The organism is Tessaracoccus defluvii (genome assembly GCF_014489575.1).
Lineage (GTDB): Bacteria > Actinomycetota > Actinomycetes > Propionibacteriales > Propionibacteriaceae > Arachnia > Arachnia defluvii.
Genome location: NZ_CP060789.1, coordinates 3,059,123 through 3,072,892 on the forward strand (window position 1 = coordinate 3,059,123; position 13,770 = coordinate 3,072,892).

A 13,770-nucleotide genomic window follows, 5' to 3' on the forward strand; every position below is an offset into this window, starting at 1 on the left:
ATAGTGTGTGCCGTCCCCTCCCCCTAGAAGCGGGGCGGGCTGGTGAGATCAATTGAGTCGGAGCCCGGGTTTCATGAGTGTCAGCACCGCCCGCGCGGTCTCCTGGTCGATGACAAGGTCGGTTGCTACGCCGGCCCTCAGCGCGCCGAGGATCGGCACAGCCTTCGACAGCCCGGTGACGGCGCAGATCCGCTTCGGGATCCGCTGCAGCTCCGCCGGAGTCATGCCCGTCGCCCGACGGTTGATCTCGAGGTCGCGGTACGAGCCGTCGGCGCGCAGCATCACGGTGTTGACGTCGCCGACGACCCCCTGGTCCCGCAACCCCTGCAGGTCGGACTCGTTCAGATAGTTGGATGCGTAGACGTGTGACTGGAGCTCAGAGTGGAGGCCGCCGACGCCGAACAGCGCGATGCGGCAGTTCGCGCGGACGGCGAGGATGTGGCGGGTGCTCTGCTCGCGCCACATGGCGTCGCGGGTGTCGGGGTCGTCGAAGAAGGCGGGCAGCGCCAGTTGTTGTTCCTGTCCGCGGAAGGCGACGGCGAACCTGTGCAGGATGCTGCCGACGTAGGGCAGTCCCGTCGTCTGGTGGTTGGCGCCGCCGTTGAGCCCGATGACCGTGACCCCGCTGAGATCGCGGGGGCGGACGTGGGTGGCGATGGCCGACGTGGTGGTCCCCCACGCCACGCCGAGGGTGTCGCCGTCCTGGATCAGGTCGGCGAGGAGGTCGGCGGCCATGCGGGCCACCTGGTCGAGGCGGAAGATGCTGCTCGCCCCCGGCCGCACCTGGACGATGTGGGCCTGCACGCCGAAGTACTTGTCGAACAGCTCGGCCATGCGTCCGAGCGGCCGCTCTGGGTCGACGATGGTGACCCGGACGAGGCCCCGGTCCCGTGCCTCCTTGAGCAGGCGCGAGATCGTCGAGCGTGACACGCCGAGCTGGTGCGCGATGGCATCCATCGTCTCGGACTGCACGTAGTACATGCGTGCGACGGTCAGCAGCGTCTCACTGGTCTTGTCGGTCATCATCCCCCCAGATTCTCGCCGATCCTACGGGGCCGCGGGCCCCGGCGATGCTTCTCACGCGTCGGCTGCACCGCAACCGGACGAGGGGGAGGGGCGGCGGCTGTCGACGATGCGACGCAACTGCTGCTCGAACGTGTCCCAGCCGTCCCCCAGCCGCTCGTGCCACTCGTCGTCCACCTCGGCCGCGATCCGGCGGACGAGCGCCTGGGCGCGTCGACCCTGGTCGGTGAGGGTCACCTTCTTGGCGCGTGCGTCGGCGGGGTCGGGGCCGGTGGTGATGTAGCCGGTGCGCTCCAGCTGGGCGATCTGTAGCGACAGTGCCTGCTTGCTGACACCGCTCGCCAGCGCCAGTTGACTGGCGCGGCAGTCGGTGGCGCTGACCCAGCGCAGGACGTTGCGGCTCAGCGCAGCCGTGAGATCGGCGAACTCGCTCGTCACCAGCTGCTCGTTGAACCGCGCCTCCAGCGTGTCGTGGGCCTGGCCGAGCAGGGCGAGCAGGGAGAGAGGGGGCGCTGGGTGTTCCGTGGATGCCTGCTCTGCCATGAGGGCCATGCTACCTATTGGTCAATAAGTTGACCATCCCCGTTTGGCGTGTCACGATTGTCAACGTGTTGACTGAATCTCGTCCCGTTGTCGGAGTCCTCGTCGGAAGCACCCGTGAGGGTTCCTTCACCCGACGCCTGGTGGACCTGGTCGCCGCGGCCGCCTGCCCGGAGCTCGTCGTGATCGACGGACTCGAGCGTCTGCCGTACTTCAGCGAGGAGCTGGAGGTGGACGTGCCCGAGGTGGTCGTCGCGTTCCGCGAGGCCGTCGCCGCCGTCGACGCGCTGCTGATCGCCTCCCCCGAGTACAACGACGGCATGCCCGGGATGCTGAAGAACGCGATCGACTGGCTGTCGCGGCCACGGCCGGGCGCGGTGCTCACCGCCAAGCCCGTCGCCGCTCTCGGCGCGAGCCCGAGCCCGGGCGGTGCCAGGGGCGCCGTCCGCGATCTGAAGGCCGTGCTGAGCAGCGCCGGGGCCCAGGTGATCGGCGAGGGCATCTTCGTCCCGTCGGTGCACGAGGTGCTCGCCGAGGGTGTGCCGCACGAACTCTCGGTGCGGCTGCAGGCGCAGGTCGACGCGCTCGTCGCCGACGGTGAGGCGGCGGCCGCCTGATCAGGCGGCCGAGCCTGCCCACAGGGTGAGGCCGGAGGGAGCAGCGCGGGCAGTGCGTCGACGACGATGCCCCGCAGCTCCTCGATCCGGGACGGTGTCATCCGTTCCGCCAGAGACGTGATCGACAGGGCCGCCACCGGTGCCGCCCCCTGCATGATCGCGAACCCGATGCACGCAACCCCCGGCTCGTTCTCCTCGAACTCCTCCGAGAAGCCGCGACGGTGGGCGGCCGCGACCGCGGCCGTGAGCCGATCCCGCGTGACCTCGCGCCCGGCTGGCAGGAACCGCAGGTACTGCGCCACCTGCTCCGGCGTGGACTCCCGCGCGGCGAGCAGCGCCCGGCCGAGCGCGCTCGATGCCGCCGGAACCCGCTGCCCGACCGCCGACCACACGCGGATCGCGCGCGCCGCCGACTCCACCTTGTCCAGATAGACGATCTCGTTGCCGTCCCAGGCGCCCAGATGGACGAGTTCCTGGGCGCGCAGCGACACCTCGACCAGCGCGGGCCGCAGCGACGCCGTCAGATTCTGGTGCGAATAGAAGAGGTCGACCAGTGCAGGCAGGGTCGGCCCGAGCCGGTAGCTCCCGGAGGGCGACTGACTCGCGAAGCCGCGTAGCCGCAGCGTGCTCAGTGCGCGGTACGCCGTCGCCTTGCTGATCCCGGTGGCGCTGCTGAGCTCGGTGAGCTGCGCGCCCTCGGGGCCGTACCGGGCGAGTTCCTCCAGCAGCATCAGTGCGCGGTCGATGGCCTCGATCCTCGGGGACTCGTCCGCCGTGCCTGTCGCGCTCATGCCGCCCAGTCTCCCATTCCGCGTCCCTGTTGCCGGACCCCCATTGTGTCCCCCCGTCAGCGTATGGCATCATTTCAATGAAAGAAACAGTACAGTTCAGCTAGTGAAACGGAAGGCTGGCATGGATACTCTTGAGCGGCTCACCTCGGCCCGCATCATCCCCGTCGTCGTTGTCGACGACGTCGCGCACGCGGTTCCCCTCGCCAGGGCGCTGGTCGCAGGCGGAATTCCGGTGGCCGAGGTCACGTTCCGCACGGCCGCCGCGCCCGACGTCATCCGTGCGATGGCGCAGGAGGTCCCCGAGATCCTCGTCGGTGCGGGCACCGTCCTGAACGCCGGCCAGGTCGACCAGGCCGCCGACGCCGGCGCCCAGTTCATCGTCTCCCCCGGCTTCCTCCCGTCCGTCGTCGAGCGGGCCAAGGAACGCGGGCTCATCGTCGTCCCCGGTGCCGTCACGCCGTCCGAGATCATGGCCGCCCTCGAGGCAGGCCTCTCCATCGTGAAGTTCTTCCCGGCCAACGTCTACGGCGGCGTCGACGCGATCGCCGCCCTCGGCGCACCGTTCGGTGGCGTGAAGTTCGTCCCCACCGGCGGCGTGTCCAGCGCCAACCTCGGCGAGTACCTGGCCCTGCCCAACGTCATCGCCGTCGGCGGCACCTGGATGGTCAAGCCCGCCCTGATCCGCGCCGGCGACTTCGTCGCCGTCGAGAACCTCTCCCGCGAGGCCGTCGCCTCCATCGCCAACTGACAACCCATCCGACGAAGGAGTCCTTCCATGAGCAATCTCGTTGATCTCCGTCCCGCCGAGGAGTGCCGTTACGACGTCGTCTCGCTCGGCGAGATCATGCTGCGTCTCGATCCTGGCGAGATGCGCATCCGCACCGCCCGCTCGTTCGCGGCCTGGGAGGGGGGCGGCGAGTACAACGTGGCCCGCGGCCTGTCGCGCGTCTTCGGGCTGCGCGCCGCCACGATCACCGCGCTCGTCGACGACGAGGTCGGGCACCTGGTCGAGTCGCTCATCGCAGCCGGCGGCGTCGACACGTCGCTGATCCGCTGGGTGGCCAGCGACGGCATCGGCCGCTCCGTCCGCAACGGCCTGAACTTCACCGAGCGCGGCTACGGCCTCCGCAAGGCCAAGGGCGTCTCCGACCGAGGCAACACCGCGATCTCGCAGCTGCGCCCCGAGGACATCGACTTCGACCACATCTTCGGCACGCTCGGCGTGCGCTGGCTGCACACCGGCGGCATCTACGCGGCGCTGTCGGAGCAGGCCGCCGAGACCGCGCTGGCCGCCGTCAAGGCTGCCAAGAAGTACGGCACCGTCATCTCCTACGACCTCAACTACCGGCCCAGCCTCTGGAAGACCAACGGTGGCCAGACCAAGGCGCAGGAGGTCAACCGCGAACTGGCCCGCTACGTCGACGTCATGCTGGGCAACGAGGAGGACTTCTCCGCCGGGCTCGGATTCGAGATCGAGGGGCTCGACGAGAACTTCTCCGAGCTGCCCATCGACGCGTTCCGCACGATGATCAACGAGGTCGCCAAGGAGTTCACCAACTTCAAGGTGATCGCCACCACGCTGCGCGCCGTCAAGACTGCGTCGCTGAACGACTGGTCGGCGCTCGCCTGGTCGCCGAAGGACGGCGTGCTGCAGGCGGCCGATCGCAAGGATGTAGAGATCCTCGACCGCGTCGGTGGGGGCGACTCGTTCGCCTCCGGCATGGCCTACGGCCTCATCACCGGCCAGCCCCTGCAGACCTGTGTCGAGTACGGCGCCGCGCACGGTGCGCTCGCCATGACCACGCCCGGCGACACGTCGATGGTCACCTGCAAGGATGTCGTCGACCTGGCCGGCGGCGGCAGCGCCCGGGTCGATCGCTGACCGAGGAGACCCCTGTGAACGAGGACCGTGACTGGTACCACGTGCTGAGCGAGGGCGACGACGTCGCCGTCGTCACCCTGGAGGGCCGGGAGATCCCGGTCGGCCACAAGGTCGCGCTGCGCGACATCGCCGTGGGGGCGCCGGTGCGCAAGTACCGGCACGTCATCGGCTACGCCACGGCGGACATCGCCGCAGGCGAGTACGTCCACACGCACAACCTCGTCTTCGGCGAGCATGAGGCGCCGGCGGAGGCGGATCACACGGTCGCCCCCGCCGCGCCGCCCGCCGTCGAGCGCACCACCTTCCGCGGGTACCGCCGCAGCGACGGGCGCGTCGCCACCCGCAACGTCATCGCCATCGTGTCGACGGTGAACTGCTCGGCCACCGTCTGCCAGCAGATCGTCGCCGCCGTCGAGCGGGCGGGGATCCTGGACGGGTTCGCGAACGTCGACGCCGTCGTCCCCGTGACCCATGGGACCGGCTGCGGCATCGCGGAGGGGCCGAACCTCGAACGACTACGGCGGACGCTTGCCGGCTACGCCGGACACGTCAACGTGGGCGGCCTCATCACGGTGGCGCTCGGCTGCGAGGTCAACCAGATGACCGAGTTCATGGAGATGGTTCCCCGCCGCGACGACCTGCCCGTCGTCGAACTCACCATGCAGACCCTCGGCGGCACGAAGGCGACCGTCGCCGCCGGCGTCGAGGCTGTGCGGGAGCTGGCCGCGGCCATCGACGCGGTCGAGCGCGTCGAGGTCGGCCTCGAACACCTCGTACTCGGGCTCAACTGCGGCGGCTCCGACGGCTGGTCGGGCATCACCGCGAACCCGGTCCTCGGCATCGCCTCCGACGTGATCGTCTCCCACGGCGGCCGCTCGGTGCTCGCCGAGACCCCCGAGATCTACGGCGCCGAAGACCTGCTGCTCGAGCGCGCCACCGCGCCCGACGTGGCCGATCACCTGCGGCAGATCATTGCCCGCTGGGAGGACGACGTCGCCCGGACCGGCGACTCGCTCGACAACAACCCCTCACCAGGCAACAAGGCCGGCGGCATCACGACCATCCTGGAGAAGTCGCTCGGCGCGGTCGCCAAGGGCGGGCATGCGCCGATGGCGGCCGTCTACGACTACGCCGAGCCGATCGACACGCCAGGCTTCGGCTTCATGGACACCCCGGGCTACGACCCGGTCTCAGTGACCGGGCTGATCGCGGGCGGCGCCAACGTCGTCTGCTTCACGACCGGACGGGGCTCGGCGCTCGGCTACGGCATCGTGCCGGTACTGAAGGTGTCGACGAACACGGCCCTGTTCGAGCGGATGCCCGACGACATGGACCTGAACGCGGGCGACGTCGTCACCGAGGGTGTGTCGCTGCAGGCGAAGGGCCTGGAGATCTACGGACGGCTGCTGGACGTCGCGTCCGGCGAGCGCACGAAGAGCGAGGACCTGGGGTACGGATCGCAGGAGTTCGTGCCGTGGCTCCAGGGGCCGGTCTTCTGAGGGCCGGTGACAGGGATTAGTACCCCCGCGACGAGTCCGCCAGTTCCTTGTCCTCGCTCAGCGACGACACGAACTCGTCCGTCGACATCGGCTTCGAGAACATCGGGTAGTCGTACTGGATCGCGTTGGCGTGCTCCTCAGGCGAGGTCGCGCCGACGGCGTCCGTGATCGTCAGCACCTCGAAGCCCTTCTCGTACGCGCTGCGCATCGTCGACTCGACGCAGCAGTTCGTCAGGAAACCCGCCAGCGCCACCGTCTCGATGCCCTTGGAGCGCAGCACGAAGTCCAGGTTGGTCGACCCGAACGCGTCCAGCCCGCGCTTGCCCTCGATGATGATGTCGCCCTCGACGGGTGTCAGCTGCTCGCAGATCTCGGCGCCCCAGCTGCCGCGGACGAAGCTGGTGGAGTCGACGACGCCCTTGAGGATGCCGTACGGGTGGCGGGTGATCTCGTCGTAGCCGGGGGCGAACGTGATCGGGACGTGGAGGACGACGCCTCCGGCCTCGCGGATGGCAGCGGCCGCCTCGACGGCGTTGTTGAGGGTGTCGGTGGACTCCATCACGGTCTTGACGGCGTCGTGGAGGGTGCCGCCGGGGGTGGTGAAGTCGTTCTGGAATTCGATCAGGACGAGCGCAGTGGTTGCCGGGTTCATGATGCTCCTTTGCACGTGGATCCGACTGTCAATGTAGCGACGGGGGACCGTGCCCGGAGCCGTTTCGCTGCAACACTCAACAGGCTCCCCATGACCCCCATGCACGAACGTGCAAGACGGTTGCGCGAAACGTGCAGAGAGACAAGGGTGGTACCACGAGCAAAGGAGCCTCACATGACCGTCCTCACCCCCGAACAGCGCGCAAACTCACTGGCCACAATGGCCACCGAGACGTTTGACGTGCTCGTGATCGGTGGCGGCGTCACCGGCGCGGGGATTGCGCTGGACGCAGCCGCACGTGGCCTGTCGACCGCGGTGATCGAAGGACAGGACTGGGCCTCCGGCACGTCGTCTCGATCTTCGCGACTCGTGCACGGTGGCCTGCGATACCTGTACAACCTCGACTTCAAGCTGGTCGCCGAGGCGCTCACCGAGCGCGGCCGCCTGCTGTCGTCCATCGCGCCTCACCTTGTCGAGGCGCAGCCCTTCCTGTGGCCGTTGAAGATGCCGGTCATCGAGCGGGCGTACTCCGCCGTCGGCGTCGGCCTCTACGACATCCTGGCGAGGATCGGATCCGGCGGTAAGAAGACCGTCCCGATCCAGAAGCACCTGTCGAAGGCCGGGGCGCTGGCCCGGTTCCCCGAGATCAAGCCCGACGCCCTCATCGGTGCCATCGAGTTCTACGACGCCCGCGTCGACGATGCGCGTCTCGTCATCACGTTGATCCGCACCGCGCAGAAGTACGGGGCTGAGGCCGCGAGCCGGGTGCGCGTGACGGAGGTCCTCAAGGACGACCGCGGCCACGCCTCCGGCGTGAAGGCCGTCGACCTCGAGACCGGTGAGTCGCTGACCATCAAGGCCAAGCGGATCATCAACGCCACCGGCGTGTGGACCGAGGAGACGCAGGACATGGCCGGCGGCACCGGCGGCCTCAAGGTGCTGGCGAGCAAGGGCATCCACATCGTCATTCCGCGTGAGCGGCTCAAGGCGCAGACGGGCCTGTTCCTCCGCACTGAGAAGTCCGTGCTGTTCATCATCCCGTGGCAGCACTACTGGGTCATCGGCACCACCGATACCGCGTGGCACGAGCAGCTCGAGCACCCGGTCCCGACGTCGGCTGACATCGACTATGTCCTCGCCCACGCCAACGAGGTGCTGGGTGACAAGTTGACCCGCGACGACATCATCGGCACCTATGCCGGCCTGCGGCCGCTGCTGCAGCCGAAGGTGCTTGACGAGTCGAAGTCGACGAAGGTCTCCCGCGAGCACACCGTCTCCGAGGTCATCCCCGGCATGGTCGCGATCGCAGGCGGCAAGCTGACGACGTACCGCGTGATGGCGGAGGACGCCGTCGACTTCGCACTCGGCGACGCGGCCAAGAGCCGCCCGTCGGTCACGGCCCACCTGCCGCTGCTGGGTGCCGAGGGATTCGAAGGGGTCCGCAACCAGGCCGAGCGTCTCGGAGCCAAGTACGGCTTCGATGCTGATCGAATGACGCATCTGCTGTCGCGCTACGGGTCGGAGGTCGGAGACCTGCTGGCCACGATCGACGAGGACCCGAGCCTCGGCAAGCCGCTCGCCGCCGCACCGCAGTTCCTGCGGGCCGAGGTGCACCGGGCCGCCGCCGTCGAGGGCGCCCTCCACCTGGAGGACATCTTCATCGCCCGGGTCCGCCTCAACTCGGAGGCCCGCGACCGCGGCGGCGCCGCCGTCGACGAGGTGGCTGAGATCGCCGCCGCAGCCCTCGGCTGGGACGCGGCGAAGGTTGAAGAGGAGAAGGCAAACTACCGGGCGCGCATCGCAGCTGAGCTCGCGGCCGAGGATCAGTCGACGGACGCCGCCGCGTCGGCCGCACGTATGGAGGCTCACGACATCGTCGGCTGATCCAGGAGAAGCGGCCGCCGTCCTCTTCGGAGGGCGGCGGTCGTTTCCCGTCCGCAGGTAAACGTTTCAAAGAACGGGCCGGTTTCTCGGCGCGTCGCCTTGCCCGCACCCCTCGGGCGAGGTAAGGCCTTGTGAACGCGACGATCAGTATGCCGCCAGTTGGGTGAGAAGAATCAACTTTCGGCCCGTCTAGTTCGCGCAAGGCGGTCCGATGTGGCTAAGCTTCTAACGAAGGAACTCATGACGAGCGCCTTTACTCGGGCCCGACGGGGCCCACCGAAAGACCGCCGATCCGATCGGCGTTAGGCGAGTTCTCCCCTCGCCTGGGCTCCGGGCCCGCCGCTCCACATCCCCCCAAAGTGGACGGCGGCCGGAGCCCACTTCGCGTTCCCGGGCACGACAGCGGCGTGGCCCCGATGTGAGCGGGAGGGCCCGGGTGCCCTATACTCCTACCGTCTCGGGGCATTAACTCAATTGGTAGAGTGCCACCTTTGCAAGGTGGAAGTTAGGGGTTCGAGTCCCCTATGCTCCACCCAAAGTGTCTTGCGGGAACACGCGACATCGGTAGATGTTGGGTGTTCCCGTTTGGTCTTCTTGCCGTCCGTGGCGGTGTTCGCCACGTTGACGATGGTGGCGAACGGTTCGGCGAGGTGTGGGCGTAGTTGCTCGTCGTCGGTGATCTCCAGCCGTGTGTAGAACGCTTGGTTCGCGAGTCTGCGGCTCCCATCGTCGGAGTGCGCGTAGGCGTGGTGCGCGTCGGTGAGGAGTCGCAGGGAGTCGTGGAGGAACGCCCGCGCCCCGGCGTGGTGCTCGTCGTGCTCGCTGAGGCGGCGCTCGATGTCGGCGAGGCCTGAGCGGATGCGGTCTTGGTGTCGCTTCAGCGTGGGCAGGTTGAGTATTTGACCGTGTGAGCGCCGTTGGTTCTCGCGTTAGGGCGCCACTGGATATTGCCTCTGGGCGCCGGGGTGTGGTGCCGGTGAGCGCCACCGGTGGTCCGGGTGGCGCTCACCGGCTGTGGGTTAGGTGGTGGCGGTGTGTTCGCGCATGTTGGTGCCGCCGGTTTCGATCCAGATGGTGTTGTGGACGATGCGGTCCATGATCGCGTCGGCGTGGACGCCGGAGCCGAGGCGCTGGTGCCAGTCCTTCTTCGCGTACTGGGTGCAGAACACGGTGGAGACGGCGTCGTAGCGGCGTTCGAGGAGTTCCAGGAGCATGCTGCGGGTGCTGTCGTCGGGTGGGTCGAGGAGCCATTCGTCGATCACGAGCAGCGTGAACGCGGCGTACTTGCGCAGGAACTTCTCCTTCCCGGCGGGCCGATCCTTAGCTGAGGCCCAGGCTTCCTCGAGGTCGGGCATGCGTATGTAGTGCGCCCGGTATCGGTGCTGGCAGGCCTGTTTCGCCAGCGCGGAGCCGAGATACGACTTCCCGGATCCGGTGAAGCCTTGGAACACGACGTTCTGCTGCCTGGTGATGAAGGCGCAGGTGCCGAGTTGGGCGATCACCCCGCGGTCCAGGCCACGTTGTTCGACCAGGTCGAGGCGGCGGAAGTCGGCGTTCGGGTAACGCAGCCCGGCCCGGCGGATCAGGCCTTCGACCTTGCCGTGGGTGAAGGTGGCGTGGGCGTCGTCGACGGCGAGTTTGATGCGTTCTTCGAACACCATCCCGAGGGTGAGGGTGTCGTCCTGGGTTTCCAGGGCGTCGACCAGGCAGGTGGCGCCGATCTCGCGGAGCTTGCGTTTGGTCTCGGTATCGATCCGGGTCATCGTGCGCCTCCGTAGTAGTCGGCGCCACGCACGTACCCGACCGGCCCACCGTCGCCGTTCTCTGGTCGAGTCTGGGGTCTCTGCCTGCCGGTGTGGTCCTGGTTGGTTTCCAGGATCGGTCTCAGATGGGCGTAGCGGGGTGAGCGGACCCGGGAGGCCAGCGCGGTCTGGCAGGCGGCTTCGAGGCGTTCGGTCGAGTAGCGGCGGGTCAGGCGCAGGACCGCGAGCGCGGCATCGAGGCCCTGCTCATCGACGGGGACGGACTCGAAGATCCGGTTGACCACTGTGAGCGTGTTCTCCCCGACGCGGCCGGCCCACTGGCGGACCCTGGCCGCGTCCCATTGCCGGTAGCGGGGCCCGTCAGGCAGGTCGGCGTCGTGGGTGCGGTACTGGTTGAACACTCCTGGGGGTGCGAGCAGGTGGCTGGTCAGCCGCGTGTGACCGGTGAACACCTCGAGCGTCGTGTCGGTGACCCGCAGATCGACACTGCGACCGATGCGGGTGTAGGGGACGGAGTAGAAGTTCTTCTCCCACACCACATGCCCATTCTTCTGGACTCGACGCCCGTAGACCCAGCGGCTGATCTCGAACCCGACCGCGGGCAGCGGCCGCAGCAGCGGTTTCTCCTCCGCTTCGAACACGCTCAGGCGTGATCCCGCCCTCTTCTGGAAGGGTTCACGGTTGTAGGCCTCCACCCGCTGGTAGACCGCCGCGCGCAGCTCGGCCAGGGTCGCGAAGCGGCGGTCCCGGAGCCCGGCGATCACCCACGTCGCGACATGCGCGACCGTGTTCTCGACGCTGGCCTTGTCCTTCGGCTTCCGGACCCTGCCGGGCAGCACCGCCGCCGAGTAGTGCGCCGCCAACTCCCGATAGGCATCGTTGAGGACCACCTCACCCTCGGCCGGGTGCTTGATCACCCCGGTCTTCAGGTTGTCCGGAACGATCCGCGGGACCGAGCCGCCGAACCAGTCGAACATCGCCACATGCGCCCGCAGCCACGTGTCCTGCCGCATATCCAGCGCAGGCTCGACGAACGCGTACCGGGAGAACGGCAACGTGGCCACGAACAAGTAGACCCGCCGCTGCTGCCCGGTCACCGGATCAGTCAACTGCATCGTCGGCCCGGACCAGTCGACCTCGATGCTCTGCCCGGCCTTGTGACCGATCCGCGACGCCGCCCCGCTGACCAGGACATGCTGCTGATAGTTCTTGCAGAACCGGTCATAGCCCATCGCCGTCGACCCCTCCGCCCGGCACCTGTCGACGTACTCGCCATGGAGCAGCTTCAACGTCACCCCAACCCGGGCGAGCTCCCGATGCACCGACGCCCAGTCCGGCTGCGCATGCACGCTCTCATGCTCCCCACGACCCGGGAACAGTCGGGCATACACCGCGGCCTCGTCCAGGTCGGCCACATCATCCCAGCCCACACCCTCCCGGTCTGCGGCCTCGATCACCGCCGTCACGCTATGACGCGACATCCCCTGCGCGGCGATCTGCCGGCCCGAGAACCCCTCCTCACGCAGCCGAAGCACCAGCTTCGCTTTGATCTTGCGTACCATCCCAATCACTCCTTCTGCCGCGTGATAGGCCACACGGCAGAAGGAGCCTACGAACCCCCACACCCGGCCCTCACCGACACGATCAGGTGGCGCTCAACCCCACGAACCCCCGTCCAAGCAGATGGCGCTCAACCGCAATACCGCTGGCGCTCAGAAGACCGAATACTCAGGCAGGTCGATGGCGTCGGCGAAGTGTGCGGCGAGGAGCTTGTCGCTCTCTGCTTCGAGCCTGGCGCGGTGGGTGGTGAGGTCGGTGAACTCCTGATCTCGCCCCGCGCTTTGCTCGTCGAATGCGGCATCAACTTCGGCGGCGAGGTGCAGGTAGTCGGCTTCGCTGATGGTGATGTCCCTGTATGAGTCTTCGACCAGGCGTTCGGCGACTTGGACGGGCACGGCGCGGCGGGTGCAGTTCGTCTTCTTCGCTGCGCGGCCGGAGCAGATGAAGTATGAGTAGGTGGTGCCGCGCGGGTTCGTCGCGAAGTCCAGCAGCATCCGCGACCCGCACGACCCGCAGTGCAGCAGCCCTTTCAGGTGGTGCGCGTGCGTGACGTGCCGCGTCATCTTGGCGTTGCGCGCCTTGAGCAGCGATTGCACCTGATCGAATAGTGCGGGCTCGATCAGCGGATCGTGTGCTCCGGGATGCAGTGCTCCCTTGTACCGGATCACCCCGGCATAGTACGGGTTCGTCAGCAGCTTGTAGAGCGTGTTCTTCCCCAGCGGCTTCGACGGGCGCTTCGGCGATGGCACGGTTGTCAGGCCGCGTGCGGTGAGGTCACGCAGTAGACCGGTGACCGACGTCTCGCCCTTGGCGTAGGCCTCGAACGCCCACCGAATCAGCGGGGCTCGCTCGGGATCGACCTCGACCGTGCGAATCTCCCGGCCCGCCTCGTCGGTACGGCGCACATTGAGATACCCGACCGGCGCGCGCATCGGCGTGCCGCCCTGTGCGAGCTTCTGCGTCAACCCTTTGGTGACTTCGGTGGCGAGGTTGCGGCTGTAGAACTCCGCTATGGACGACATGATGCCGTGCACGAGCATCCCCGACGGCGTTTGGTCGATGGACTCGGTCGCCGACACGAGCGTCACCCCTGCCGCAAGGAGGGCTTCGTGAATCTTCACGTCGTCTGCGCGGTTACGTGCGAGCCGGTCGAGCTTGTGGACGATGCAGAAAGTCACCCTCGTTGCGGTGATAAACGCGAGCATGTCCTTGAGTCCGTCACGATCCGCCGACCGCGCGGACTCCCCGGCGTCGACGAACTCGCGCACGACCTTCGCGCCCAGTTCGGCGGCCTTCCTCGCGTTGGCCTCGCGCTGCGCAAGGATGGAGAAGCCTTCGTCGGTGCCGCCACGTTCGGCCTGCTCCCGCGTCGAGACGCGCAGGTAGGACACCGCGAGCAGTACCGGGGCCTCCGCCTCGACGGCGGTGGCTGCGGTGATGGTGGTGCTCATGGTGGCCTCCTTCGCCTCGAAAGGGTGGTCAACGGGTTGAAGAGCTACTTGGCGACGGTGGGGGAAAATGTCCACGACCGTGATGCCCTGCGGAGCGGCTGTTTTCGT

At 68.0% G+C, this 13,770-nt stretch carries 11 protein-coding genes, 1 tRNA gene and 1 pseudogene; 6 read left to right on the forward strand and 7 right to left on the reverse strand.

Annotation, left to right across the window (positions count from 1 at the left end):
- Nucleotides 1-48: 48 nt before the first annotated feature.
- Both H9L22_RS14555 and H9L22_RS14560 read right to left on the reverse strand, forming a co-directional pair.
- Nucleotides 49-1,023 (reverse strand): sugar-binding transcriptional regulator, encoded by a 975-nt coding sequence (locus H9L22_RS14555; RefSeq protein ID WP_187720542.1) that lies wholly within the window; start codon nucleotides 1,021-1,023, stop codon nucleotides 49-51.
- A 54-nt stretch (nucleotides 1,024-1,077) separates the two neighbouring features.
- A complete protein-coding gene (locus H9L22_RS14560; protein ID WP_187720543.1) occupies nucleotides 1,078-1,566 on the reverse strand; it encodes a MarR family winged helix-turn-helix transcriptional regulator in 489 nt (162 codons plus the stop codon).
- Between the two features lie 140 nt (nucleotides 1,567-1,706).
- Here H9L22_RS14560 and H9L22_RS20555 point away from each other — a divergent pair, with 140 nt between their 5' ends.
- Nucleotides 1,707-2,180 (forward strand): NADPH-dependent FMN reductase, encoded by a 474-nt coding sequence (locus tag H9L22_RS20555; protein WP_406707836.1) that lies wholly within the window; start codon nucleotides 1,707-1,709, stop codon nucleotides 2,178-2,180.
- 68 nt (nucleotides 2,181-2,248) lie between these two features.
- Here the strand turns inward: H9L22_RS20555 and H9L22_RS20560 are convergent.
- A pseudogene (locus H9L22_RS20560) lies at nucleotides 2,249-2,971 on the reverse strand (IclR family transcriptional regulator); the annotation flags it as partial.
- A gap of 121 nt (nucleotides 2,972-3,092) precedes the next feature.
- Here H9L22_RS20560 and eda point away from each other — a divergent pair.
- From eda to H9L22_RS14580, 3 genes are read left to right on the forward strand one after another with little or no spacing between them, the layout of a single operon-like run.
- On the forward strand, nucleotides 3,093-3,719 hold the full coding sequence (gene eda, locus H9L22_RS14570) for a bifunctional 4-hydroxy-2-oxoglutarate aldolase/2-dehydro-3-deoxy-phosphogluconate aldolase (protein WP_187720545.1): 627 nt from the start codon (nucleotides 3,093-3,095) through the stop codon (nucleotides 3,717-3,719).
- Between the two features lie 27 nt (nucleotides 3,720-3,746).
- The gene (locus tag H9L22_RS14575; protein ID WP_187720546.1) at nucleotides 3,747-4,853 is read left to right on the forward strand and encodes a sugar kinase; all 1,107 of its coding nucleotides are present in this window, start codon (nucleotides 3,747-3,749) and stop codon (nucleotides 4,851-4,853) included.
- Nucleotides 4,854-4,867: 14 nt separating this feature from the next.
- Entirely contained in the window at nucleotides 4,868-6,352 is a 1,485-nt protein-coding gene (locus H9L22_RS14580) for a UxaA family hydrolase (RefSeq protein ID WP_187720547.1), read from the forward strand.
- A 16-nt stretch (nucleotides 6,353-6,368) separates the two neighbouring features.
- Here the strand turns inward: H9L22_RS14580 and H9L22_RS14585 are convergent, their stop codons facing one another.
- Nucleotides 6,369-7,004 (reverse strand): cysteine hydrolase, encoded by a 636-nt coding sequence (locus H9L22_RS14585; RefSeq protein ID WP_187720548.1) that lies wholly within the window; start codon nucleotides 7,002-7,004, stop codon nucleotides 6,369-6,371.
- A 174-nt stretch (nucleotides 7,005-7,178) separates the two neighbouring features.
- On the opposite strand from H9L22_RS14585, the gene H9L22_RS14590 reads away from it, so the two are divergent.
- The gene (locus tag H9L22_RS14590) at nucleotides 7,179-8,888 is read left to right on the forward strand and encodes a glycerol-3-phosphate dehydrogenase/oxidase (RefSeq protein ID WP_187720549.1); all 1,710 of its coding nucleotides are present in this window, start codon (nucleotides 7,179-7,181) and stop codon (nucleotides 8,886-8,888) included.
- Nucleotides 8,889-9,347: 459 nt separating this feature from the next.
- Nucleotides 9,348-9,420: transfer RNA gene (locus H9L22_RS14595), tRNA-Ala, on the forward strand.
- 487 nt (nucleotides 9,421-9,907) lie between these two features.
- Here the strand turns inward: H9L22_RS14595 and H9L22_RS14600 are convergent.
- The 3 genes from H9L22_RS14600 to H9L22_RS14610 all read right to left on the reverse strand — a co-directional run bounded on the left by H9L22_RS14600 (nucleotide 9,908) and on the right by H9L22_RS14610 (nucleotide 13,662).
- Nucleotides 9,908-10,651 (reverse strand): ATP-binding protein, encoded by a 744-nt coding sequence (locus tag H9L22_RS14600; protein WP_187719714.1) that lies wholly within the window; start codon nucleotides 10,649-10,651, stop codon nucleotides 9,908-9,910.
- Nucleotides 10,648-12,213, reverse strand: coding sequence for an IS21 family transposase (gene istA / locus H9L22_RS14605; protein ID WP_187720550.1), 1,566 nt, complete (start codon nucleotides 12,211-12,213; stop codon nucleotides 10,648-10,650). The genes H9L22_RS14600 and istA overlap by 4 nt, the downstream gene beginning before the upstream one ends.
- A gap of 150 nt (nucleotides 12,214-12,363) precedes the next feature.
- Nucleotides 12,364-13,662, reverse strand: coding sequence for a recombinase family protein (locus H9L22_RS14610; protein ID WP_226965887.1), 1,299 nt, complete (start codon nucleotides 13,660-13,662; stop codon nucleotides 12,364-12,366).
- Nucleotides 13,663-13,770: the final 108 nt, after the last annotated feature.

Bases quoted from the DNA above. Each gene is read 5' to 3' on its own strand.
- istA (WP_187720550.1), bottom strand. From the start codon at position 12,213: ATGGTACGCAAGATCAAAGCGAAGCTGGTGCTTCGGCTGCGTGAGGAG.
- H9L22_RS14590 (WP_187720549.1), top strand. From the start codon at position 7,179: ATGACCGTCCTCACCCCCGAACAGCGCGCAAACTCACTGGCCACAATG.
- eda (WP_187720545.1), top strand. From the start codon at position 3,093: ATGGATACTCTTGAGCGGCTCACCTCGGCCCGCATCATCCCCGTCGTC.
- H9L22_RS14560 (WP_187720543.1), bottom strand. From the start codon at position 1,566: ATGGCAGAGCAGGCATCCACGGAACACCCAGCGCCCCCTCTCTCCCTG.
- H9L22_RS14585 (WP_187720548.1), bottom strand. From the start codon at position 7,004: ATGAACCCGGCAACCACTGCGCTCGTCCTGATCGAATTCCAGAACGAC.
- H9L22_RS14600 (WP_187719714.1), bottom strand. From the start codon at position 10,651: ATGACCCGGATCGATACCGAGACCAAACGCAAGCTCCGCGAGATCGGC.
- H9L22_RS14610 (WP_226965887.1), bottom strand. From the start codon at position 13,662: ATGAGCACCACCATCACCGCAGCCACCGCCGTCGAGGCGGAGGCCCCG.
- H9L22_RS14555 (WP_187720542.1), bottom strand. From the start codon at position 1,023: ATGACCGACAAGACCAGTGAGACGCTGCTGACCGTCGCACGCATGTAC.
- H9L22_RS14575 (WP_187720546.1), top strand. From the start codon at position 3,747: ATGAGCAATCTCGTTGATCTCCGTCCCGCCGAGGAGTGCCGTTACGAC.